Below are 24,093 nucleotides of genomic sequence, written 5' to 3' on the forward strand. Positions count from 1 at the left end.
CCCTTGCGGGTCGACGAAGGGTGCGACGGCCGGCGAAGGCTAACGCTGAACCTGGATCACCAAACCCAAGCGCCTCAGGCCGACGAAGGCTAACGCTGATCCTGGACCACCAAACTCAAGCGCCTCACGCAGCCGCCGAACTACCTCACCGGCGGACCACTTCTACGGGGGCAGGTCATGTCTCCGACGACGCGACTGATGGTCGCGGATTCGTGAAACTGGGAGAAGGCCTTAAGAAGGACAGCCAGAGGCCGGTGCTGCATCGGATCGACTAGCCAAGCAGCCAAGATAGCATTGCGGCCAGGTGGCCCTCGCGTTATCTAAAACGGTAAAGCAATGGCGACAGGGCAATTCAAATCTGACGCCTTTCCGAGGGAAGAAAACATGTCTGATACCGAGACATCGGTCCCGGGGCGTCGTGGCCTGTTGAAGGTCGCCGCGATCGGCGCCGCTGGGACGGCCGTACTGGCCACGCCGAATGTAAGCCGCGCCCAGACCGTGACATTGCGCTTCCAGTCCACCTGGCCGCAGCGCGACATCTTCCACGAGTTTGCCCAGGATTACGTGAACCGCGTCAATGCCATGGCTGGCGGCCGGCTGCGGCTGGAGTTGCTGGCGGCCGGCGCGGTGGTCGGCGCCTTCCAGTTGCTGGATGCGGTCTCGGCCGGGACGCTCGATGGCGGGCATGGCGTCTGCGCCTATTGGTTCGGCAAGAACAAGGCCTTCAGCCTGTTCGGCACCGCGCCGCCCTGGTTCGGCGATGCCAACCAGATGCTCGGCTGGTTCTACCAGGGCGGGGGAGAGGCGCTGTACCGCGAGCTCACCCAGGATGTGCTGAAGGTGAATACGGTCGGCTTCCTGTCAGGCCCGATCCCGACCCAGCCGCTTGGCTGGTTCAAGACTCCGATCGAGCGGGCGGACCAGATCCGCGGGCTGAAATACCGCACCGTTGGCCTCGCCGCCGATGTCATGAACGAGATGGGCGCCGCTGTCGTCTCCCTGCCGGGCGGGGAGATCGTGCCGGCGCTGGAGCGCGGCGTGATCGACGGGGCGGAGTTCAGCAACCCTTCCTCCGACCGGGTTCTCGGCTTCCCCGACGTCGCCAAGACATACATGATCCAGAGCTACCACCAGCGGGTGGAGAGCTTCGAAATCCTGTTCAACAAGACCAGGTACGACAGCCTCCCGGACGAGCTGAAGGCGGTGATCCGGCATGGCGCCGAATCCGCCTCGGCCGAGATGAGCTGGAAGCTGCAGGACCGCTTCTCGCGCGACCTCCAGGCGATGGCGCAGCAGCAGGGGGTGAATGTCCGGCCGACGCCACGCCCGGTGCTGGATGCGCAGCTGCAGGCCTGGGACCGGGTCATCGCCAGGCTGGAGGCCGATAATTCCTCCCCGGCCAACGGTCCGCTGTTCAAGAAGATATGCGATAGCCAGCGTGAATGGTGCCGGCGGGTCGGTAATTTCTTCCTGCGCTACGAAGCCAGCCCGGTGATCTCCTACAATCACTTCTTCGCCCGCCAGGGCTGATCTGCGCCAGGCCAGCCTCGCCGTCCGGCAATGCCGGGCGGCGGGTTCCGTTCGAATTGGGGGAACGTGCATGCAGCGCCTGCTGCTCGGCATCGACCGGCTCAGCACCTTCGTCGGCCAGACCTTCGCCTGGACGATCCTCGTGCTGACCGGCATCGTGGTCTACGAGGTCTTCGTCCGATACGTCTTCCGCGCCCCGACCAGCTGGGGCTACGACGTATCCTACATGCTCTACGGCACGCTGTTCATGATGGCGGGCGCCTATGCGCTGTCGCGCAACGGGCATGTGCGCGGCGATTTCCTGTACCGCAATTTCACCCCGCGCACCCAGGCCTGGTTCGACCTGGTGCTGTTCATCCTATTCTTCTTCCCGGCAATCTTCGCCTTCATGATCTCCGGCTGGCACTTCTTCGCCGACAGTTTCCGGCAGAACGAGCGCAGCATGTTCTCCCCGACCGGTCCCGTGATCTGGCCCTTCAAGCTGCTGATCCCGGTGGTCGGTGTGCTGCTGCTGCTGCAGGGGCTGGTGGAGGTGGTGCGCTGCATCCAATGCATCCGCAGCGGCGCCTGGCCGCAGCGCCTCTCGGATGTAGAAGAGCTGGAACAGCAGATTCTGGCCGCCGCCGCCGAGAAGGACCCCGAGCTCCTGGCGCGCGAGATGGCCGCGAGCGGACGTATTCCCGGCGAACGCGCCGCTGACGAACACACCGGACGATAGCCCCCATGAGCGATGGCGTGTTGGGCCTCACCCAACTTTTCCTGTTCCTGTTCTTCATCATGCTCGGCTTCCCCATCGCCTTCACCCTGATGGCGATGGGCCTGTTCTTCGGCTATCTCGGGATGCAGGAACGCATCTTCGACCTGCTCGTGCAGCGCACCTACGCCATCATGGCGAATGACGTGCTGATCAGCGTGCCGCTTTTCGTCTTCATGGGTTACATCATCGAGCGGGCGAACATCCTCGACCGGCTGTTCCGCAGCCTGCAGATGGCCTCGGGCAACATCCCCGGCAGCCTGGCGGTGGCGACGCTCGCGACCTGCGCGCTCTTCGCCACGGCGACCGGCATCGTCGGCGCGGTGGTGACCTTGATGGGGCTGCTCGCGCTGCCGCCGATGCTGCGCGCGGGCTATGACGTGAAGCTGGCAACCGGCGTCATCGCGGCTGGCGGCTGCCTCGGCATCCTGATCCCGCCCTCGATCATGCTGATCCTGTTCGGCGCCACCGCGGGCGTCTCGGTCGTGCAGCTCTATGCCGCGGCCTTCATCCCAGGCGTGATGCTGGCCGGCCTCTATGTCCTGTATGCGGTAGCCATCGCCATCGTGAAGCCCGAGGTTGCGCCGCGGCTGCCGCCCGAGGAAGTGGCAGTGCCATTCACGACCATCCTGCGGTCGCTGATGAGCTCCTTCCTGCCGCTTGCGCTGCTGATCGCCCTGGTGCTGGGCTGCATCCTGCTGGGCCTCGCCACGCCTTCGGAGGCGGCGGCCATGGGGTCGCTCGGCGCCATCATACTGGCCGTGATCTATCGCAGCTTTACCTGGGGCAAGCTCAAGGAAAGCGTGTTCCTCACGGCCCGCACCTCCGCCATGGTGTGCTGGCTCTTCGTCGGCTCAGCGATATTCTCGTCGGTCTTCGGCTATCTCGGCGGTCAGGCGCTGGTGGAGGAGTTCTTCAAGTCGCTGCCGCTGAACCAGTTCACCTTCATGGTTCTGGCGCAGCTGCTGATCTTCATCCTTGGCTGGCCGCTGGAATGGACCGAGATCATCGTCATCTTCGTGCCGATCTTCTTGCCGCTGCTCGACGATTTCGGCGTGGACCCGCTGTTTTTCGGGGTGATGATCGCGCTGAACCTGCAGACTAGCTTCCTCTCGCCGCCTGTTGCCATGGCGGCCTTCTACTTGAAAGGCGTAGCGCCGAAGCATGTCCGGCTGGAACAGATCTTCGCCGGCTGCATGCCCTTCATCTACATCGTGGTGATGTGCATGATCCTGGTCTATGTCTTCCCCGGGCTGGTGACCTGGCTGCCGGAACAGCTTTATGGCGGTGCCGGGGATGCGCCGACGATCAACATGGAAGCGCCGCCGCCAGGAGGATTCGCCGAGGAAGAGATCGCATTGCCACCGGCGCAATAGGCCCATGCAGGACGTGACACGGCGACAGGCGGCAGCCTGCCTGGCTGAGGCTTTCGAGACCGGCAATTCGCTGGCTGCGCTGCCGGACGACCTCGTACCGGACAGCGTGGCGGAGGGTGATGAGCTGGCGGCCCTGATGCTGGAAGAGCTAGGCCTCGTCACTTGCGGGATCCGCCTGGCTTTGGGGCTGGATGGAGTGCGGCTCGCCGGACCAATGCTGGAAGGACGGCTGCTGCCCGACGGAGCCAGCCTGCCCCTCGCCGTATTGCGGCATGCCCAGGCCACCGCGGCACTGGTTGCGGTGCTGGCCGAAGCGTTATCCGAGAACGGCCAGGGGCTTCCAGCATTTGCAGCAATGCATCCGGCAATTGACGTGACGGGCAGCCGCTTCCGTGACCCGCCGACCAGCCTAGGCCTGCTGGTGGCCGATCTATGCGGCCTCGGTCACGTTGCCGCTGGCCGACGCGGGACCCTTCCGGCAAGCAGCGTTGCCGTCACTCTGGCTGCAGCAAGGCGGCGGCCGCGCGGAACGATTGTCGACCTACAGGCGGCGCTGGCGCTGGCCGTGAATGCAGCTCGGCAATCGGGCGGGCTTCCGGCTGGGGCAGTGCTGGTGGTGACCGGGCTTTCTCCGGCAGTGAGGCCGGAAGCGGGGTTGAGCCTGACAGCCAGGTTTGCGGAACTCGGGCGGGCCAGGTTTAACTTTGTCTGAGGCCGCTACCGGTTCAAGTTATTGAGCCGACCTGGGCGTCCTTGAGGGCAAGTAGTGGCCTGACTTTTGATGAAAGTGCAGCGCAGGTCAGCCCGAGCACGACTGGGCGTTCGACGTCTGCAAACGCCATGCCGAGCGGGGCGCAGCCGGGCTGAAGGCTGGTGTTCGCGGCCTTGAGTACCATCGCCAATGAAGGATGCAGCCGGCGCCTCAACTCGATTGAGCAAAAGGCCAACCTCCGAGCGGTCATCGGCATCCCGACCGGTCAGCTTCGATGCAACGAGCTACTCGACGCCTTGTTGCAGCGGTCGGCGGCCTGGATGGTTTTGGGTAGGGTGAGGCTGGGGCGAGGCCCCCCTCACACTGCAGGGCTCCCTCATGCCGTTCAAAGCGAACGCCGGTCCGCGCCATCACATCCCGAAGCAAAAGCACCGGTTGGCCAACTGACCAAGTACGACACCGGCCTGCAGGCTCGCGGCAGCCTGACCGTCTGGTTCACGCCAGAGGCGGTGGAGGCCTGGAAGCCCGAGCCACGCCCTGGCCGAGGCAGACAGCCCTCGTATTTGGCCTTGGCGACCGTCATAGCTCTGACGCTGCGGGCGGTGTTTCGCCTGGCGCTGCGCCAGACCGAGGGGCTGATCGCTTCCATCTTCCAGCTGTTCGGCCCCGATCTACCAGTGCCGGACCGTAAGCACCCTGAGCTGTCGGGCCGAGGCGCTCGAAGTACCGCAGCCAAAAGCGGGGAGTACGCTGGCGCACCTGTTGGTGGACAGCACGGGGTTGAAGCTCTGTGGTTCGGGTGAGTGGTTGGAGGAAAAGCACGACAACAAGCGGCGCCGGGCCTGGCGGATGCTGCACCTCGGCATTGACGCCGACGCTGGGCGGATCGTCGTTTCGGCACTGACCGACAGAGATGTCGACGACGGCTCCCAGGTCGGCCCGCTGCTCGACCAAGTGGACGGGCCAGTGCCGTCTGTCACCGGCGACGGTGCCTATGACCGCACAGCTTCACGCCTTTGACCAGCTTGCCACCATCGATGCCGCGCGCCCATGCGGTCGGGGCTGACCGTAGCGAGCGGCTGTCAGCCACCACCGCCAAGGGCAGCACCTCGTCGCCGCGGGCCAGTGGCGTTCGGGTCGGGGAAGTTGAGCACCACGGCCGCCCCCCGGCTGCCACTTCTGATCGCGCGGTTCAGCCTGTTCCTAAACGTGCTCCGAGAATTGTCTCGAAAAACCCATAAAGTCGCTGCGCCTGTGTCTTGCGGTTGAAGTCGCGCTTGACCGTCATCCGCGCAGCCTCGACGAGTTTCGACAGATCCGGGCGCTGCGTTCCGATATCGCCCAAGATCTTCGCCAGGGCGGCCTCGTTCCGCTCCTCGACTAGGAAGCCAGTGACCTCATGCTCCACCAACTCGGGGATGCCGCTGTGGCGAGTGGTGACCACCGGAAGCCCCTGCGCCATGGCCTCCATCAGTGCGACCGGAATGCCCTCCATGTCGCCGTCTTCGGCCGCGACGCTGTGCAGGATGAACCCATCCGCCTGGGCCAGCATTGCCTGGACTTCATCGTGTTGCACCGCGCCCAGCAGCGTGACGTGCTGCTCCATGCCAAGTTGCTCAACCAAGGCCTTCATCTTTGGCAAAAGTGGGCCATCTCCAACAATGCTGAAGGTCATCCGAAGCTTGGGGTTAGCCCGCAGTGCTTGGGCAAAGCCGCGAATCGCGTATTCATGCCCCTTCTTCTCCGTCATCCGTCCGACTGAGATCCAATGAACAAAGGCATCCCGCCGCCTCGGCACGGCGCAGGCGATGAGGCCGTCGTAATCGACCCCCATATGGAGAACTGACGTCTTCTCCTTCGGGGCACCGAGGGCCCGGATTCGGCTCAGGAACACCTCGCAGACCGTGAAGATGTGCTCCGCCTCGCGGATCAGCAGGTCGTAGATGCCATCGGGATTCAGGCGCATGTACTTCGAGATGTCATAGCCATGCAGAGTCGTGGTGATCTTTGCCCGCGTTAGGCCCTTGTGCTTCATCATCGCCGCCAGCCGGCCAACGGTCCCGAAGTGGCAGTGGATGATTTGGGGCCTCCACCTCGGATCGTTGACCGCGTCTGCGAGCAGCAGCATCTCGTGACGAGAAAAGCCGCCATTCTCCTTGTCGAACAGGCATCGGCGCAGGTTCCTGAGTTGCCCCCTACGGATCATGCGCAACCCTGCCATCGCCATGTCGCGAATTTTCTTGCGACGACTGGGCGAGGGAAATGGGAAGTAGGTCACGATATCCAGCGCCTTCACGTGCTCTGGCAAAGCGAAGCTGTCCTTCGGCCTTCCGAGCGAGAGCACGCGGATATCCGCGCCCGCATCGATCATGTCAATGACTTCATGGGCGATGAAGGTTTCCGACAACGAAGGGAACCTGTCGACGAGATAGGCAATCCGCATGGGGTAAGTATTATCCTTTCTGAAAGGGCTACTCACGAAAATCGTGTTCAGGGAGCCCTTTTGGCAAATTCGTCATATCCTAGCCCGAACGCCTAAAACGTCCTGTTAGCTGGTGAGCATCGGACAAGAAACTACGCCGCGGCGGAGCAGCCGTGGCTTACAAGTCGGTGGGAACTTACTCTTAGAGCTTTTTTGACAAAGGTTGCGGAACACAACGGATAGCGTTGCGTGGCGACGTCAAGCCCAAAATTTTGTATTGCTCAGACATTCTCCAACAGGCTCTGAGACGAGGTGCCAAAGGGACGAATGCGAAGGCCTACTAGCTTCGGTTGACTCGAAACCGATGCAGACCGAAGCGGAACGGGACGTTTCAAACCTCGAGATCAGTGCGCTCAGTGAGGTGCTGCATAAGGCCCGCTATGGAAAAACCGTCATATCAGGTGCCTTCTGGTAAAGCCGGAAAACGGCAGAGCGGGCATCGAGCCGCTGCGGGAGCGAATGCTGCCTCCGCGAGCTTTGACGACCGCAGTAATTGAGGAAGGCCCAAAGTTTGCGTGCCGTGGCACTTCCTTCCTGAACTGAAGCCACGCATCAGTGCGTCCGGTGACAAGTGCGCCGCCTCCCACATATCCAGCGCGGAGGGCTGCCGATACACGGCGGCGAAGAGGAATGGAATGAGACTAGTTGTGACTGTCATCGCTGTGATGCTGGGCGTCTTTCTGGTGGGTGGCGGGATCTGGCTCTACAACCCCGACCGGCCTCGCGCCGTGCTAGAGCGCCGTTGGGCACCACCACCCTCGCAGTTCGTAGAGGCCGCAGGGATACGGCTCCACATTCGCGACACAGGGCCACGCGATGGTCCGACGGTGGTGCTGGTCCACGGCTTCGCCTCCTCCCTGCACACCTGGGAAGCGTGGATGCCGCTGCTGGAGGACCGTTTCCGCGTTGTCTCGCTCGACCTGCCGGGTTTCGGCCTGACCGGGCCCGACCCCACCAGCGATTACTCCGACGAGCGAAGCGTAGCCGTACTTGCGGCACTGATGGATCGGCTCGGGATCGGGGAGGCGGCGTTGGTCGGCTCCTCCATGGGCGGGCGGATCGCCTGGCGCTTTGCCGCGGCCGAGCCTGCGCGCGTCTCGAAGCTTGTGCTGATGGCGCCGGATGGATTTGCGAGCCTGGGCCGCGAGTATGGCCGCGCGCCTGAGCGGTTGTCCTGGCTGATGCGGCTGCTGCCTTACACCGCGCCGAAGCCGCTTCTGCGCAGGACGATGCAGAACGCCTACGCCGTCCCCGGCGTGCTGACAGATGCCGTGGTGAACCGCTACCACGCCATGCTGCTCGCCCCCGGGGTGCGGCGTGCCATCCTCGACCGCGTGTTGCAGACGCGCCTCGTGCCGCCCGAGCCGATTCTGGCGACAATCCACATGCCGGTGCTGCTGCTCTGGGGTGAGCGGGACGGCGCGGTGCCCGCCTCCCACGCTTCCGACTACGAGCGCGCGTTGCCCAATGCGAGTACGGTGATCCTGCCAGGGGTCGGCCATGTGCCGATGGAGGAAGCGCCGGAGGCCTCGGCGCGGGTGCTGCGGGCGTTCCTCGATGGCACGGCAGACGGCTAACGCTAGAGCACTTCGGGCTTGCACGGACGCGCGGGTTCTGATTCGACGCTGCTGATTGAGCAGCGAGGCTCATAATGACGGCACCCTTATCACAGGCCTTCGCAAGCGCCTGATGCGAGTTGTCGAGGAGGGCGCCTCGGCTCGGGAGGCGGTAGCCCGTTTTCCAGTCAGCGCGTCGGCGGCGACCAAGCTGGTGCGGCGGGTGCCCGAGACCGGCAGCACGGCACCGACCAAGATCGGGGGCTACCGCAAGCCGCTGCCGGCTGGGCAGGAGAAGTTTCTGCGCGAGCTGACAAGCGGGCGAAAGGGGATCACGCTGGCCGAAATCCGAACAGCGCTGATCGAGCGCGGCATGGCCCCGGTCTTGCTGATGACGATCTGGTCCATGCTGAAGCGGCTCGGGCTGTTACACAAAAAAAGGCTCTAAGGGCAGCCGAGCAGACCGGGCCGACGTGGCTGAGGACTGCCGCCACCGGCGGGTGTGGCAGCGCTACATGGACCCCGAGCGCTTCGTCTTACTGGATGAGACCGGCGCGGCCACGAACATGATCGGTCGCTACGGCTGGGGACCACGGGGCGAGTGCTTGGTCGACGCCACACCGCACGGCTACTGGCGCGCCATCACGTTCATCGCAGGGCTGCGCAGCACCGGCCTCGTTGCGCCGCTCGTGCTGGACGGACCCATGACGGGCGACGCCTTCCTCGCCTATGTGGAGCAGTTCCTCGTGCCGGTCCTGTCCAAGGGCGACGTGGTGGTCCTCGACAATCTCGCCGCTCATAAGGTTGCCGGTGTCCGCGAAGCCATCCGGGCCACCGGCGCCAACCTGCTCTACCCCCCACGCTACTCGCCGGACCTGAATCCGATCGAGCAGGCCTTCGCAAAGCTGAAGTCGTTGCTCCGCAAAGCCGCGGCCCGCACCAAAGAGGCGCTTTGGACGACCATCGGCCGCCTACTCGACGCCTCCACCCCAGCCGAGTGCCGCAACTACCTCACCAACTCAGGATATGCGTCCGAGTAGCATGGAAAAGCTCCAGTCGGCCGCCGTGCGGTCCTCGACGAAGTCATAGGCCCAGACGTGATCGGGCCGCTCAGGCCGGAGCCGCACGCAGGAGCCGTCATTCAGCCAGAGCCGCCCGCGCTTGGGCTGCCGGGCAAGCACCTTCAACCCCTCCGCCCGCCAGATCCGCTCCACCCGCTTGTGGTTGCACCGCCAGCCCTCGGCCCGCAGCAGGGCCGTGATCCGGCGGTAGCCATACCGACCATACCGTCGGGCCAGGTCTACGATGCGCTCTCTCAGCGCCGCTTCGTCGTCGGGTGTCCTCAGCGCCTGGCGCTGCACCGAGCGGTGCTGACCCAGCACCCGGCAAGCCATGCGCTCCGAGACGCCCAGCCTACCCCCTCACATGCTCGACGCAGGCCCGACGACGCGCAGCGCTCACCAGTTTCCCGCGGCAGTTTCCTTCAGCACCAGCTTCTCGAGCGTAAGATCGGCCACCGCCTTTCGCAGCCTACCGTTCTCCTGCTCCAGCTGCTTCAGACGCTTCACCTCATCCAGCTTCAGGCCGTCATACTCGCTTCGCCAGCGGTAATAGCTCTGCTCCGTCACCCCGATCGTGCGCACCGCCTCGGCCGCCGTCTTGCCCTGCGCTAGCAACACCTCGACCTGCCGAAGCTTGGCCACGATCTCCTCCGGCTTGTGATGCTTCCTCGCCATCTCAAACCCTCCAGCGCTCGCCAGTCTCACATTACCAGCGGACCGCTTCTACAGGGTAAGGCCAAACCGACGGGATCGATCGCGGCTACGTGGCCGGCGGCTCCGTCCCCCGCCGACCTTGCTTCGAAGAATGCCAAGTTGCGACGCGAGCTCGAGCGGACGAGGATGGAGCGCGACGTGCTAAAAAAAGCCATCGGCATCTTCGTGAAGGTGCCGAGGTGAGATTCGCTTTCATTGAGCAGCATGCCGCCGCCTATCCGGTGCGCCTCATGTGCCGCGTGCCTGAGGTCTCGCCAAGCGGCTACTACGCTTGGTGGCCGCGCCCAAGAGCCTGCGCTCGGTCGAGAACCGCGCCCTTGTGGACGAGAGCTGGCGCCTTTAAGCCCGACACAGAGACCGCTACGGCAGCCCACGCAAGCATGCCACCCTGCGGCTCGAAGGTCACCGGTGCAGCCGAGGCCGCGTCGAGCGCCTCATGCGCCGCCACCGCATCCGGGCATTGGCCGGGCGTCGCTTCCGGCCTTGCACCACCGACAGCCGTCATTACCTTGCGGCCGCGCCGAACCTCTTGGCTCAGCGCTTTGAGGCGCCGGTCCCAACCTTGTATGGCTTGCCGATCTGACCACCGTTCCGACCGGCGAAGGTTGGCTTTATCTCGCTGCCGTCCTCGACCTCGCCACCCGAGAGGTGGTCGGTTGGGCGATGCGCGACCATATGCGGGTCGAACCACCCTCTCGGCTCTTATCACGGCGGTAAAGCGACAAAGCCTGGGGCAGGCCTGCTCCAACACTTGGATCGCGGCCAATATGCGGCCGAGGCCTACGTCGCGCAGCTCACCACGATCGGCGCGGTCGCCTCCATGAGCCGCAAGGGCTGCTGCTACGACAACGCGCCCATGGAGAGCTTCTTCCACACCCTCAAGATCGAACTCGTCCACCAACAGCGTTGGGCAACCCGTGACGATGCCCGCCGTGACCTGTTCGCCTGTACGGGGGGTACTACAATCGCGCCCGTACGCACTCGGCCCCTGGTTGTCTCAACCTTAAACAAGCCGAGCAGCGTATGGCAAGCTCAACTCCCCTCCACCCAAACCGGGGAGGATCAGGCACGCAGCGCTATCCGGCCGAAGCGCCGCTGAGCTGTACTAATCGGCGCATCAACAGTTCCTGTGTACGGGCGTAGGCCGCATAGTCCTCCGGTCCCACCACCCAGGGTGTTGCGCCATTGTCGGTGTAGGTCTTCACCAGCTCCGGGCTCGTGAGAGCGCGATGCGCCAGCTCTGCCATATGTCGGATCATTCTCGACGGCAGGCCGGCTGGAGCGATTAAGCCATTCCAACTGGTAAGGTCGAAGCCAGGCAGGAATTCCGCCAATGCCGGCAGGTTGGGGAGCGACGGGCTTCGCTCCGGACTGGTGACCGCCAGCGCCCGCACCTTGCCGTCCCGAACTGCTCCGATCGGGCCGGCCAAGTTATCAAAGATCACCTGCACCTGACCCGCCATGAGGTCGACGAGCGCTGGCGCGCCGCCGCGGTACTGCACGAAGGGCATATTCGTGCCGGTCGTCATCTTGAACAACTCGGCCGACAGGTGTGGCGTGGTACCAGCTCCGCCTGTTGCGTAATGATAACGGCCCGGATGCGCCTTCAGCAGTGCGATCAGCTCCGGGACGCTGCGCACGGGGAGGTCGTTGTTGACGATCAGGATGTTTGGTTGCCGGTACAGCCCCGATATAAGACTGTAGTCCCGAAACGGGTCGTAAGGCAGGCTCGGGAAGAGCGAGGGCGCAATGGCGAGGTTGGCGACACCGCCAAGGCCCAGTGTGTAGCCATCCGGGCGAGACTTGGCGATGGCGTCGCTGCCCACCGTACCGCCGGCGCCGGTGCGGTTTTCCACCACGAATTGCTGGCCGGTGATCTGCGTCATGGCCTGGCACCATGCGCGAGAGAGGATGTCGTTTGCGCCGCCAGGGGCATAGAGGTTGATGTAGCGCACCGTCTGCCTGGGCCAATCGTCGGTCTGCCCCCAGGCCAAGCCTGGCGCGGCAAGGCCAGCGGCGATCAACGTGCGGCGGGGCAGGAAAGGATGCGGCATCCTCGTCTCCTCCGGTACGGCTCTGTGGCCGGTCACCTGGCAGTCTGCAGCGTCAGGAGACAGGAATGCCAGCGCAAACGGCAGTCCCGGCACGAGGCGCCGTTTCCTGAAGACCCGGAGATCGAATCGTTGGTCGTACGAAGCAGTCGTTCGAGCCGGGCGCGGTCATCCTCTCGCGCGGTCAGGCCATCCATCATGCATCCCGCCGCACATTCAGCGGCAATGCGAGGCCTCGCCGCTCGACGCGCAGACCGCGCCGGTAGGCGCTGTCCACCTGGTAAAGCCCGAGTGGCCAATAGGGCAAATCGACGAAGAACTGCGCCTGTATCCGCCGAGCCATGCGCCGCTGCGCCTCCATGTCTCGCTCCTCGAGCCAAGCGTCGCGCAGAGCCTCCAGGGCCGAGCTACTCGGCCAACCGAACCAGGCACCGTCGCCGTTGGCCCGGAGCAGCGGATGGCCGCCAGGGTTCAGCAGGTCCTCCGCGCCGAACAGCACCACCACTGCGTTCCAGCCGCCCTGCGCCACAGCTTCCTTTTTTGCGCGCCGCTGCAGCATGGTCCCCCAGTCGGAGGTCGCATCCTCCGGCTCGAAGCCGACCTTCCGCAGCAGGTCATCGGCAACCATGGTGAGCGCGCTGTTGGTCTGCTGGTCCGCCGGGTGCAGCATTACCACCTTGGCACCGGCGCGGCCCGTGGCCGCCAGCGCCGAACGGGCGCGGCCCAGGTCGCGCGGTGCGGTCAGCACCTCCAGCCCTTCCTCGGATGCCAGCGTGCTGCCGGGCGGAAAGCAGCCGACGCCGTCGCGCCAAAGACTGCGGTCCTCACCGAATAGGGCTGCCATGAAATCCGCTTGCGACAGCGCCGGCAACAAGGCGCGGCGAACCGCCGGATCGTCGAAGGGCGGCAGCAGATGGTTCGGCCGTAGCATGGCGACGGTGCCGAGCGTCTCGATCCGATCGATCACCAAGTCGCGTCGCCGTGCCAGCAGCGGCCGGAGGTCGGCGGTGATGCGCTCCCACCAGTCGACCTCGCCCGCCTGCAGTGCCGCGGCGGCGGTTGCCGCATCCGGGATGATCCGCCATTCCAGCCGCTCGAAGGAGGCAAGCTTGGGCCCGGCGGTGACGCCAGGGGCACCGACCGGGCTGGGGGCGTATCGATCATACCGGCGGTAGACGATCTGCTCGCCGGCGCGGCGCTCGTCCGCCGCGAAACGGTAGGGACCGGAGCCGACGATCTCCGTCAGCGGCGTCGTCGCGGGCTGCGCAGCAAAGCGCTCCGGCATGATGAAGCACGGGTAGGAGGAGGACTTGCCAAGTGCGTCCAGCATGACGCCGAAAGGTCGCCGCAGGCGCAATTCGAAGCGCTGGTCATCAAGGACACGGATCTCCTCGAGGCGAGCGGCAAGCGTCTGGCCGTGCGTATCGCGGGCCATCCAGCGACGGATCGAGGCGACGGCATCGGCGGCACGGATGGGCTCGCCGTCGTGGAAGGTCGGGCCTTTACGGAGGGTGATGGTCCAGCGACGGCCATCGTCCGCGACGACATGGCCTTCGGCAAGCTGCGGCTGCGGGCGGAACCCGGCATCGAGGCCGTAGAGCGTGTCCCAACAGAGATGGCCGTGGTTTCTCACTGCATAGGACGTGGTCGCTAGCGGGTCGAGTACGGTGACATCGGCCTGCGGCACCATGCGGAGCGTGCGAGCCACGTCGCCCTGGGCCAAGGCGGGGGTTGCAAGGAGGCCGGCGGCACCGGCGAGGAGGTTGCGGCGTTGGGGCATGGGTCGAAGCCTACCCTCAAGTGGCCGCCTCGCAAGCGTCCCAAGACGATTGCAGTCTGCAGGCCTGATCCTCGCAAAGAGAGCGGGACAGCTTTTCGCTCTCGTGAGCGAATGCGTTCCAGTCAAGCCAAGGCGTCGAAATGCGCGTCCAGACCGCCGCGAGGGACGCATGGCCAATGAGTGTAGGGTCCATCATGTTTCGAAAAAGCTGCTTCAAGCCTCGCTCCGTCCCGAGAGCCTCGCAACACAACAAACCTCTTTTAGCTCAGATCAATGGACAGCTACCGTCCGCCATGGGGCGGAAGGCCTGCTCACCTGGCACGGTCTGCAGCACCTTGTAATAGTCCCACGGCCCCTTGCTTTCACTCGGCGCCTTCACCTCCAGGAGATAGGCAGGATGCAGTTTGCGGCCATCGGCACGGATCGTGCCCGGGCCGAAGGCATCGTCGTCGCAGGGCATCGCCTTCATGCGAGCAACCGCAGCAGCGCCACTTGCCTTGGCCGCGGCAACTCCCAGGTCAGCAACCGCCTTCAGGTAGTGCAATGTGACGCCGTAGCAGCCGGCTTGCACCATCGTCGGCGGCGGCGCATTGAAATTCCGTTTCAAGCGCTGCGTCAGCGCCCGAGTGCGGTCATTTACATCCCAGTAGAAACTCTCCGAGCAAACCAGCCCCTTCGCCGCCTCAAGACCCATGGAATGAACTTCGGAAATGAATAGGATCAGCGCCGCGAGCCGCTGCCCGCGTTTCTGCAAGCCAAACTCGGTCGCCTGCTTCACCGCATTGGCCATGTCGGTGCCGCCGAAGGCGAGGCCGATGACCTTGGCGCGGCTCGCCTGCGCCCGCAGCAGGAAGGCGGAAAAATCGGTGGTGCCGGGAAACGGGAAGCGAGCACTGCCCAGCACGCGGCCGCCCTCGGCGGCGATGATCCTGCCCCCCTCCGCCTCCATGGAATGGCCGAAGGCATAGTCAGCGGTCACGAAGAACCAGCTGTCGCCGCCTTCTCGCACCGTGGCCCGTGCGGTGGAGTTGGCGAGCATCCAAGTGTCATAGGTCCATTGTACTGTATTCGGGCTGCATTGAGCGCCGGTCAGCTCCGACGTACCGGGCGACGAGGCAAGGAAGGCCTTGTTCTTTTCGCGCACGACACCGTTGACGGCGAGCGCGGCGCTGCTTGCGGGCACGTCGACGACCGCGTCGATGCCGTCCCGGTCGAACCACTGACGAGCGATGTTGGCGGCCAAGTCGGGTTTGTTCTGATGGTCGGCGGCAACGACCTCGACCTTGAGGCCGAGCGACGCGGCATCTTGCACGGCCTGGCGCACTGCTAGCACCGAATTCGGACCGGAAAGGTCGGCGAATGCGCCACTCATGTCGGAGATCACACCGAGCCGAATGGTCTGCTGCGCCTGCGCGCGGACCGGCGCCGGCAAGGCGCCAAAGGCGGGGCCGCCCAGCAACAAGGCGCGTCGTTCGATCATCATCGTGACCTTCCCCGGCGGCGCAGTAAGCCGAGATGCCGCGGCCGCCGCGCAGCGCCATCGGGCGATCTCGCAATGGTTGCGTGAACCTTGGCTACGAGCGATCCGCTTCCTGGCGGTATCAATCGCTGACGGCAGGCGGATCGCAGGGCTGCGTCGCCATGTCGCTAGGGATGGAAAGCTCTAGGATCTCCACGTCGTCGGAGGTGGCGACCTCGTTGTGTTTCATCCCCCCCGTGAGTGAGGACGGCGTCACCAGCCTCGGACCGGGTGCGGGTGCTGTGCTCAAATTCCAGCTCCATCCAATCCTTCAGGATGTAGATGAACTGCGCCTCGCATTGATGGGTGTGCCAGCCTATCAGCTCGGTCATGGCCTCCATCACCTGGGCGCGGAGCTCGCCCCCCATTGCCGCCTGCACGCCGAGGTCGCGGCAGCGGAAGAACTTTCGGCGGCCTTGCACGAAGGGTTGGCCGGCCTTTCTTGCTACCGTGAGCCCAGTGCCAAGGCGTGTGGCATCCACAATCCTGTCATTCATGGATATCCTCCAACGGTGTCTCCGCACTTGGCAAGAGGCTACACCGGCGGACCACTCCGACAAGGAGTTTTCGCCTCGGTGGCAGGTCGCTATTAGGCTTCGTATCCCTTGAGTACGCTGGAAACGACATCCTATTAACTCCCATAAAAGATTGAATGTTTCTATATCGCTGCCTTATCCAACACATGCCTGAAGTTCCGCTCTCAAGGTGTGACGCACGCCTCTCCGATCCGGTTTGAAGCCGCCGCGAGATTGGACGGGGCCAGTGGATCTTCATGTTCGTTTCTTTGTCTTCTGGTCCAGGGCTTGTCGGTCGCCTGGCCAAACGTTGTTTGGTGCCATAAGGCACTGTGCTGTCGGGTTGGAAGGTTTCCAACCAGAAGCGGTCCGGCCCCTCGGCGCCCCAATCCGCCAGTGTCGGCATGCGGATCTGCACCTACGCATTGGCGCGGCTATCGAACCAGGGCGCGTCGCGGCGGAAGGCGCGGTCGAAGCTGAAGGCCACGTCCTCGACGGTGAGAGGCTCGCCATCATGGAACCGCACGCCTAGGCGGATATCGAACCACCAGCGCTCCAGGTTCGCCGGATCGCCCTGCCAAGCGGCGGCCAGGCCGGGCTTAAGCGGTGTCGGCGGTTGCTACGCGTGAGGTCCACGCGAACAGGAAACTGTAGAGCGTGATGCCCATGGCGCTGTCCCTCGCCGCCTTGATCGGACACCCGTTCGACAACGGGATCGCGGCCACATTCAGGCCGATGCGAAGCGTGCCGCCGGGGGACTGAGCGAGCGCCGGATCCCAGGCGCGCAAGGTGAGCGCAGCCCCGAGCAGAGTGCGGCGTGTGAGCGTGGTGTTGCACATGCCGAGGCCTCCATTAGGCCGTGCGGCGTGTTTTCACCCCAACACGGAGATCGTGACAGCGGCCTCGCCGTGGCGTCAACCTGGGAAGGGATGATGTTGCGGCCCGAGAAGATCGCATCCTGGCAGACCTAGATGGCGTGACGCGCGGGGCGCCGAGGTCTGCAGGTCCGGTCCTGGCCAGACTTTTGGGTAAAAGACAGGCCCGCTTCGGAGGGAGGACGACACGGCCCGGACCGAGCCGCAGGTCCGCAAGAAGCCCTCTGTCGCTCACCCTGCGCGCTCATCCCACCTCGGTGCCTGAGCGGACCTGGCGGTAGAGCTGCTCGCACCGGTCGAGCATGATGTCGCGCGTGAACAGCCGCGCGGCCCGCTCATGCACGCTGCCCCGGGGGATTGCCATGGCCGTGGGGATCGCTTGGGCCAGGGCCTCGGCATCCTGGCGGGTGGCGAAGGCACCGGCCTCCGCGATGACCTCGCGCGCGGCGCCCATGTCGAGGCTCGCGACCGGCACCCCGCAGGCCATGGCCTCGACGGCGACTAGCCCGAAGGGCTCGTCCCAACACGGAGTGAAGAGAAACACCGAGGCACGCCCCAGCTCCACCGCGAGGGCGGCGCTTCGGATATGTCCGCCATAACGGATCGTCCCGCCCAGCAGCGGCGCCACAGCCTCCTCCCAATAAGTTGGCTCTTCAATAGTGCCGAAGATGGTCAGCGGCAGGCCGGCGCGCCGGGCAGCGTCGGCGGCCAGATGCGTGCCCTTGTTCGGCGTGATGCGGCCGCACCATACGGCGCTGCCATCACCCCGCTCCTGATAGGGCCAGGCGGCTAGGTTGATGCCGTTGTGGAGCACCGAGACCTCCGCCGGCACATCCTCAGGCCACCATGCCTTCCTCTGGCCGGCCGAGGTGACGGTGATCCGGTGGGACGGGCCGGCGCTGTCCTGCACGAACCAGCGCAGGGCATCGAAGGGTGGGACATGCAGCGACGTCACGGTCGGCACGCCGCCGTCCCGCGGCCATCGCAGCGGGAAGCGATGCAGGCTGTTGTTGTGCACCACGTCGAAGCCGCCGGCGGCGATCCGCTGGCCTGCGGCGGCGAAGCCGGCATCGACATGCGCGATCAGCGGCGCGCTGCCGCGATGCTCGGTCCAGGGGAAGACCTTCTCGTAGTGCTCGGCCAGTACCGGGTCGATGGCGAAGCGCGAGTCGCTGTCGCCGGCGGCGAAGAGGACGACGTCATGGCCACGCGCCTGCAGCCCGGCGACGAGATGCCAGGCATGGGCTTCCATGCCGCCCATGAATGGCTCGGCGATCGGCTGGCGAACATGCGCGAGGACGGCGATCCTCATGATGCAGCGCGGGTGAGGCCGGCGCCCTGCTCCTCCAGGATGCGGATGACGCTGGCCGTGTTGGCATAGGGCTGGTGGCTCTGCTGCCCGGTCAGGGTGAAGTCCTCCGCCGCCGGGCGGCGCAAGATGCGGATGGGCCGCCCGGGCGCGTCGTCGATCAGCCCCATCAGGCGGAAGGCGTGCAGCCAGTGCCCCATGGTCCGGTAGCCCCATTTCGCCTCGAAAAGCTGCGCGTTGCGCACCACGCTGTCGAGGTGATGGACCGGCGGCATGTGGTGGGGATGGTACTGGTGATAGGCTAGACCACCCTTCATCCAGGCGATCGGGATGCCCCTGCTGTCGAGCACCTTGCCGAAGTCGGTGTCCTCGCCGCCATAGCCGACATAGCGCTCGTCGAAGCCCCCGGCGGCGAGGAAGGTTTCGCGCCGCATGGCGAAGTTCAGTGACCAGAAGCACCGGTAGTCGGCGCAGCGCTCGATGCCGGCGGGTGGCGGGCCGCGCCGGTCGGAGTGCCGGACGGCCTTGGCGGCGAAGCTGTCGAAGCGCAGCCCGTCCGCGGTCGCCCCGCCGGGCAGGTACATGACCTCGCCCATCAGCAGCCCGTCGAAGGCGCCAAACTCTCGGGTGTAGTCGGCGATCAGGTCCGGCGCGGGGATGCAGTCGGTGTCGAGGAAGATCAGCGCCTGCCCCGTCGCCGCCCGCGCCGCGGCGTTGCGCGCGGCGGCCAGCGGCAGCGACCCGGCCTCGATCATCACCTGTCGGACCGGGAACGGCGCCTCCGGCAGGCGATAGCGGGCCTCCTGCATGACCGCAACGACCAGTTGGGATGGCGGCACTGCCTGGCGGCAAAGGCCGAGCACGAGGTTGTCGAGATGCGCCGGCCGTCCCCCAGCCAGCGTCACAACCGATGCAGGCATCATACGTCTTCAGGCTCCGAACGGCGATGGGGGTGGTGCGGCATGCGCTCTGACCAGAGATCATCGGCGAGACGCTCGAGCCAGGCGGCAGCCTTGCCGGCCGGGTCGTCCTCGATCAGCCCGCGCTGCGCCAGGGGGCGGTGATCGGCCAGCGTCTCGGCGAGGGCTTGCTGCCAGGAACCCGACGAGGATGGCAGGTGCAGCCTGACGGTGGCGACGCCGGCGGCGGCCAGGGCCTCGGCCTTGCGGTGTTGCTCGTCGAAGTACCGCCATTCGGGAATGGCGAGCCAGGGCCGTCCGGCGGCCAGGATCTGCTGGCAGGTGGTGTTGCCCGTGGAGGCGACGACGATGTCAGCCGCGGCGATGTGGTCGGTGGCGGTATCGACCCAGCCGCGATGCTCGAGATTCGCCGGCTCCGTGGCGTGCCAGTCGCGCTCGATCCTCCCGATGGTGATCCAGCGCGCCCCCGGGCGGCTCCGCGCGCCGACCGCGATGGGGCCCTGGCTGAAGCCGTTGCCGCCGCCGCCGGCCAGGACCAGGACCATTTCCTCCTCGGCCCCGATGCCGATGCGTCGGCGCGCCGCCTGCCGCTCGGCGACGGGTGCATCGATGCCGAGCCCGCCGGCGAAGCAGGTCCTGGCGCGCATCGCCATCGGCCATTCGGGCTGCGCCAGCCCGGCATGGAAGGGCGCCAACAGCCCGGCGGCACCGTCATAGGCGGCGCGATGACCGGCATCGCCGCGGTCGCCGTGCTGCAGGACCTTGACATGGGGGACGCTGCAGATGCGCGAGAGCTGCGCGATCTCCGCCGAGACGTCGCAGATCATCAAAGCCGGTTCGGCCCGGTCGAACCATTGGGTGATGGTCGCCATGGCCCGCCGGATGCCCGGCCAGCCGAGCGGCGCGCAGTGCAGCGTCTCGGGCGTCAGGATGTGGTCCATGCTCGAGGCCTCGTCCCCGCGCGCTTCGAACAGGGACGGGATGGGCAAGATGCTCGTGCTGTCCGGCAAGCTCGGGAAGATGTCGCCGCGGGCGCAGAATATCGTCAGCGGCCGGTCGGCGGGCAGAGCGCCTGCGATCCTGGCGCAGCGCTCGGCATGGCCGCGTCCCTGGTGATGGACGAAATAGCCGAAGGGTCGCTTCATGCCTCGGCAGGGCCGAGGCCTAGGGCCGCCAGCCCTTCCATTACCCCGGCGGCGTGACGGGCAGCCACGCGACGGAGGCCGTGGCGACGCCGGAGGCCATCGAGGTCGGCATCGGCATTCCCGACGACGATGGCATGGCCGCAGGCGTCGAGCATATCGAGGTCATTGCCGCTGTCGCCCGCCGCGGCGCAATCCGCGAGCGTCATTCCGCACTGCCCGGCATAGGCGGCGATCGCCGCCGCCTTGCCGCCGCCCGGGGCGAGCACGTCGATCAGGCGGCCATGGGAATGGATGACGCGGGCCTGCAGCCCAGCCTCCACCAGGGCCTTCTGGATGACCTCCGCGTCGCGGCGGCCGCCGAAATAGCTGAGCTTGTACGGCCCGTTCGTCGCCGGAGGCTGCGGCGTCAGCGGCAGCCCGTCCAGCACGGCCATCACCGCCGCCCTGTCCCATCCCTCGGCCAGGCGTTGCGCGTAGAGCGGGCATTCCCGCCAGGCCCCATTGGGAACGGGTAGCATGATGCGGGTGCCGACATCGACGATGTAGGCATCGGGCTGCGGCAGGTGCCAGTTGCGAAGGATACTGCGCGCGGCCGGGAAGGAGCGGCCGGTCGCCACCACGAATGGCAGTTGCCGCTCGGCCCGCCAGGCCGCGAAGGCCCGCGCACCCGTCTCGCAGCCGGTCAGGGTGCCGTCGATGTCGCAGACGAGGAGCCGCGGCCGGCGGCGAAGCGATGCGTAGAGCGCGACCGAATGCTCGGCGTAGTTCGCCCAGCTGTAATGGTCGATGCGGTCGCGCGGGGCGGAGGCCAGGCGGGCATGCCGGTTGGCATCGGACAGGAGGTCTAGGCAGGCATCGCCGATGGCGGCCTCGTCGGACGGGTCGACGAGCAGCCCATGCCCCAGCGTCTCCACGATCTCGGCCGGGCCGCCATGCCGCGTGGCGACGACGGGAACGCCCGCGGCCGCCGCTTCGATCAGGGTCAGGCCGAAGGGCTCGTGCAGGGCAGGGTTCACGAAGACCCCTCCGGCAGCGGCTCGCCGGTACAGCGCAACGACATCCGCCTCGCCATGGGTCGGCGGCAGGGCGACGCGATGCCGTAGGTCGGGAGTGGCGCAGATCCGCCTCAGCTCGTCGACGACCTGCCGCTCCTCGACCGAGCTGTGACGGCCGTCGCTCTGGCCCGCGAGGATGACGAGGTTGGCGCGTGCCATCAGGGCCGGCTTGGCGGCATAGGCCCGTAGGAGAGCCGCGATATTCTTCTTCCGGACGGGACGTGCGATCGCCAGGATGATTCGCTTCCCGGGCTCGGCGAAGCGCTCCTCCAGCTGCTCGACGAGCCTAGATTCGGCCGCATCGGCCTGCCGCTGCGGCACGCCGGGAGGGATGCAATGGACGCGTGCGCCAAGCTCGACGCCATAGGCCCTGACCTGCTCGGACGCTTCCTGCCGGCTAGAAACGATGATCGCATCGGCCGAAGCCAGGGCATGACGTTCCGCCGCAATCCGGCCTCCGATCGCAGGTGCGCGGTCGTCCTGCCTCCATTTGTCGATGCCGAGGGCGTGGGGCGTATAGACCACGGGAATGCCGAAGAGCCGCTTCGCCTGCAGTGCCACGCCCACCGCATCGGCGAAATGGGCGTGGATCACATCGGGCAGTTCTGAAAGCGATGCGAGGTGGTCGGTGAAGGCCTGGGCGAAGGCGGGAAGCTCCTCGGCAAGGGCCTCCTTCTCCAGATAAGAGCGGCAGGGCGTGGCGAGCCGATCGATGGTAACGCCGGAAGCCAAACCTACGGAAGGCTCTGAATACTCCGCGCCCAAAACAGGGTCGTCAAACAGCCTGGTAACGATAGAGACGCTCGATACATTCCCTACCTTTCTCTGCTGAAAGGCGGCACCCAAAACATAGGCAATATGTCCACCAGTATCTGCCGTGATCCCGAAATTGACTGGTCCTGGTTTCAGGCAGCCTCCAAGGGCTAAGTGGATGATGAACAAGCCACCCTCGATTGTTAAGCGGCAAACCGACGTGCTTCCGGATGAAGCCAGGCACTCTCTTCCGAAGTCGTGCCGATTGGAGCTTTGTCAAGGCGATCACCGGCCGTACCGATCGACAGGAATATTGACTTTCAACCGGCCTCACCCACCATGCGCCGAAGTCACTAAAACGCCGCCAACATGACGCGCTTGCGCCCGGCGCCCACGCCTTGCATCGTGTTGCGTGAGCAGCTTAATAACCAACTGCTCTGAGTTAACATGGGCTCTTGTGGGCCTTGCTGTTAGACGTTCGACGCGACCGCTTGGTCTTTTGTGCCAATCTGCCTAATGTCAACATTTCAATGTAAACGTGCCTCACGCCTTCCAGCGGACGGCAAATGTTCTGGCTGAAATTTCTTGAGCGCAAGCAGTAGCTTGGCGCTACGATGGTAACCGGCCTGCTTTCCACTCACCGGGAGCCGCCCGCGCGCTGCCATTGTCGGCACGACGAGGAACTCGATAAAGTTCCGCAACTCGATCTGGCGCAGGCTTGGGTTAGTTACCTGCTCGTCTAGGCCAAGCTGCCATGCCAAGTCGCGTCGGGCAGGTTCTTGGCCTAACGCCTCGATTCGGCGCGCATGATCCTTTACCGCATCAACGTCGCGAGCCAGTCCTTCCATTACCAAGTCATCCGCCTGGCGACACAGTGCCGCGGCAACTTCGCGCAGTGAGAGTTCCGGATGGTACTGCACGCCCCAGAATACTCCTCCCGCATGGCGGATCTCGGCCGCTTGCACCATAGTCAAGCCGTTGCAGGCGAGCAGGACCGCCTCTGGCGGCAGACGTTCGACTTCATCGGTATGGATGGCAGGAGCGTCCCATACAGTCGGCCTTCCCGCCAGAAGCGGATGGGTGCGTCCTGCCTCTGTCGCTACGATGCGCCTGGCAAAGGCTACCTCACGTCCCCGCCGATTCTCTCGAACCACTCCTCCGGCTGCCACTACAGCGACCTGCAGCCCGGCACAGGAACCGAAGCAAGGAGTTTGTGAGGCGAAAACGGCTCGCATGAAGGCAAGCTGGCGCCTGACCTCGCTGGTGTCCTGGTAAACGTGAAGCGGAGAGCCGGTAAGGAAGATCGCATCGTACCTTGCCAACGTGCTGCGATCGAGCACGCGTGTTCCCTCCTCTGACGGCCGGACGAGGTCGCATACCGCATCGGGCGCGAGGCTGCGCAAGGTGTTGACATAGGCCTCGCCACTGCTGCAGCCCACCTGAGCGCGACGTTGCTCACGCTGCTCAAGTGTCTCACTCTCAGCAACGAGAAACCGGGGCAGTACGCCTTTCATATGTCAACTGCCACCCATGTCAACTGCCACCCATGTCAACTGCCACCCATGTCAACTGCCACCCATGTCAACTGCCACCCAGGAGCGTCAGGGCCGGTTCGGGTTCGCGGCCCGGTCAGTGGCGCGTCCTGCCGCCTCGGCTGGCCCACGCGATGGATCAAGCGCATCACGGGTGCGTTGCGCGGGCGTAGGATTGGTAGTCTGCGACGGCACCGAAGTGCGCGGATCGGAGCAGGCCGCGGCAAAGACGAGCACCATGAGAAAGGTTGAGGCGAGGCGCACTACCGGCATATTTGGCAACTCCTGTGAGAACCAGCCTAGCCTTAATGGTCTCAAAGTGCAGACGCGCAAGGTCCTGATTGACCGTGTGAGGAATCTCTCCTGCGGCGGCATGCGGTAACGTCCACGGAGGTGTTGGAAAATCCGGCCTTGGCCGGAGTGTAGGGTTGGGGTGGCCATCGGACCTGGCGGC

At 65.3% G+C, this 24,093-nt stretch carries 19 protein-coding genes and 3 pseudogenes; 9 read left to right on the top strand and 13 right to left on the bottom strand.

Features of this window, described 5'->3' with window-relative positions; all coding sequences use genetic code 11:
• Positions 1-384: 384 nt before the first annotated feature.
• From JMJ56_RS29465 to JMJ56_RS29490, 6 genes are all read left to right on the top strand, one after another.
• Complete coding sequence (locus JMJ56_RS29465) at positions 385-1,530, top strand: TRAP transporter substrate-binding protein (protein WP_202835324.1); 1,146 nt, start codon at positions 385-387, stop codon at positions 1,528-1,530.
• A gap of 70 nt (positions 1,531-1,600) precedes the next feature.
• The gene (locus JMJ56_RS29470) at positions 1,601-2,248 is read left to right on the top strand and encodes a TRAP transporter small permease subunit (protein WP_202835325.1); all 648 of its coding nucleotides are present in this window, start codon (positions 1,601-1,603) and stop codon (positions 2,246-2,248) included.
• 5 nt (positions 2,249-2,253) lie between these two features.
• A complete protein-coding gene (locus JMJ56_RS29475; protein WP_202835326.1) occupies positions 2,254-3,660 on the top strand; it encodes a TRAP transporter large permease in 1,407 nt (468 codons plus the stop codon).
• A gap of 106 nt (positions 3,661-3,766) precedes the next feature.
• Entirely contained in the window at positions 3,767-4,372 is a 606-nt protein-coding gene (locus JMJ56_RS29480; RefSeq protein ID WP_202835327.1) for a hypothetical protein, read from the top strand.
• Between the two features lie 320 nt (positions 4,373-4,692).
• A complete protein-coding gene (locus JMJ56_RS35745; RefSeq protein WP_407927967.1) occupies positions 4,693-5,175 on the top strand; it encodes a transposase in 483 nt (160 codons plus the stop codon).
• Positions 5,138-5,392 carry a transposase gene (locus JMJ56_RS29490; protein ID WP_328702507.1) on the top strand — a complete coding sequence of 85 codons (255 nt, stop codon included), beginning with the start codon at positions 5,138-5,140 and terminating at the stop codon, positions 5,390-5,392. The genes JMJ56_RS35745 and JMJ56_RS29490 overlap by 38 nt, the downstream gene beginning before the upstream one ends.
• Positions 5,393-5,564: 172 nt before the next feature.
• Here JMJ56_RS29490 and JMJ56_RS29495 read toward each other — a convergent pair whose 3' ends face one another.
• The gene (locus tag JMJ56_RS29495) at positions 5,565-6,815 is read right to left on the bottom strand and encodes a glycosyltransferase (protein ID WP_202835330.1); all 1,251 of its coding nucleotides are present in this window, start codon (positions 6,813-6,815) and stop codon (positions 5,565-5,567) included.
• Between the two features lie 686 nt (positions 6,816-7,501).
• Between JMJ56_RS29495 and JMJ56_RS29500 the strand changes: the two genes are divergently transcribed.
• Together JMJ56_RS29500 and JMJ56_RS35750 are read left to right on the top strand one after the other, a co-directional pair.
• Positions 7,502-8,431, top strand: coding sequence for an alpha/beta fold hydrolase (locus JMJ56_RS29500; protein ID WP_202835331.1), 930 nt, complete (start codon positions 7,502-7,504; stop codon positions 8,429-8,431).
• Positions 8,432-8,505: 74 nt separating this feature from the next.
• Positions 8,506-9,450, top strand: a pseudogene (locus tag JMJ56_RS35750) (IS630 family transposase).
• On the opposite strand, the pseudogene JMJ56_RS29515 reads toward JMJ56_RS35750, so the two are convergent.
• Positions 9,448-10,146: pseudogene (locus JMJ56_RS29515) on the bottom strand (IS3 family transposase); the annotation flags it as partial. The pseudogenes JMJ56_RS35750 and JMJ56_RS29515 overlap by 3 nt on opposite strands.
• Between JMJ56_RS29515 and JMJ56_RS34405 the strand changes: the two are divergent.
• A pseudogene (locus JMJ56_RS34405) lies at positions 10,147-11,205 on the top strand (IS3 family transposase); the annotation flags it as partial.
• Positions 11,206-11,261: 56 nt separating this feature from the next.
• On the opposite strand, the gene JMJ56_RS29530 reads toward JMJ56_RS34405, so the two are convergent.
• The 11 genes from JMJ56_RS29530 to JMJ56_RS29580 form a co-directional block, all read right to left on the bottom strand.
• Positions 11,262-12,239, bottom strand: a complete 978-nt coding sequence (locus JMJ56_RS29530) for a Bug family tripartite tricarboxylate transporter substrate binding protein (protein WP_202835334.1) — start codon at positions 12,237-12,239, stop codon at positions 11,262-11,264.
• A 193-nt stretch (positions 12,240-12,432) separates the two neighbouring features.
• A complete protein-coding gene (locus tag JMJ56_RS29535; protein ID WP_202835335.1) occupies positions 12,433-14,016 on the bottom strand; it encodes an ABC transporter substrate-binding protein in 1,584 nt (527 codons plus the stop codon).
• A gap of 265 nt (positions 14,017-14,281) precedes the next feature.
• The gene (locus JMJ56_RS29540) at positions 14,282-15,499 is read right to left on the bottom strand and encodes an ABC transporter substrate-binding protein (protein ID WP_202835336.1); all 1,218 of its coding nucleotides are present in this window, start codon (positions 15,497-15,499) and stop codon (positions 14,282-14,284) included.
• 164 nt (positions 15,500-15,663) lie between these two features.
• On the bottom strand, positions 15,664-16,032 hold the full coding sequence (locus JMJ56_RS29545; protein WP_202835337.1) for a cupin domain-containing protein: 369 nt from the start codon (positions 16,030-16,032) through the stop codon (positions 15,664-15,666).
• Positions 16,033-16,468: 436 nt separating this feature from the next.
• Positions 16,469-16,642, bottom strand: a complete 174-nt coding sequence (locus JMJ56_RS29550; protein WP_202835346.1) for an ABC transporter substrate-binding protein — start codon at positions 16,640-16,642, stop codon at positions 16,469-16,471.
• A 7-nt stretch (positions 16,643-16,649) separates the two neighbouring features.
• Positions 16,650-16,889 carry a hypothetical protein gene (locus tag JMJ56_RS29555; RefSeq protein ID WP_202835338.1) on the bottom strand — a complete coding sequence of 80 codons (240 nt, stop codon included), beginning with the start codon at positions 16,887-16,889 and terminating at the stop codon, positions 16,650-16,652.
• A gap of 280 nt (positions 16,890-17,169) precedes the next feature.
• Entirely contained in the window at positions 17,170-18,237 is a 1,068-nt protein-coding gene (locus JMJ56_RS29560) for a glycosyltransferase (RefSeq protein ID WP_202835339.1), read from the bottom strand.
• Positions 18,234-19,154, bottom strand: a complete 921-nt coding sequence (locus JMJ56_RS29565; RefSeq protein WP_202835340.1) for a galactosyltransferase-related protein — start codon at positions 19,152-19,154, stop codon at positions 18,234-18,236. Before JMJ56_RS29565 ends, JMJ56_RS29560 begins: the two co-directional genes overlap by 4 nt.
• Entirely contained in the window at positions 19,154-20,299 is a 1,146-nt protein-coding gene (locus tag JMJ56_RS29570) for a glycosyltransferase (protein ID WP_202835341.1), read from the bottom strand. Before JMJ56_RS29570 ends, JMJ56_RS29565 begins: the two co-directional genes overlap by 1 nt.
• Positions 20,296-22,086 (bottom strand): HAD family hydrolase, encoded by a 1,791-nt coding sequence (locus JMJ56_RS29575; RefSeq protein WP_407927966.1) that lies wholly within the window; start codon positions 22,084-22,086, stop codon positions 20,296-20,298. Before JMJ56_RS29575 ends, JMJ56_RS29570 begins: the two co-directional genes overlap by 4 nt.
• A gap of 548 nt (positions 22,087-22,634) precedes the next feature.
• Positions 22,635-23,621 carry a glutamine amidotransferase-related protein gene (locus JMJ56_RS29580; RefSeq protein WP_202835343.1) on the bottom strand — a complete coding sequence of 329 codons (987 nt, stop codon included), beginning with the start codon at positions 23,619-23,621 and terminating at the stop codon, positions 22,635-22,637.
• Positions 23,622-24,093 lie beyond the last annotated feature (472 nt).

The organism is Belnapia arida (assembly GCF_016773205.1).
GTDB lineage: Bacteria > Pseudomonadota > Alphaproteobacteria > Acetobacterales > Acetobacteraceae > Belnapia > Belnapia arida.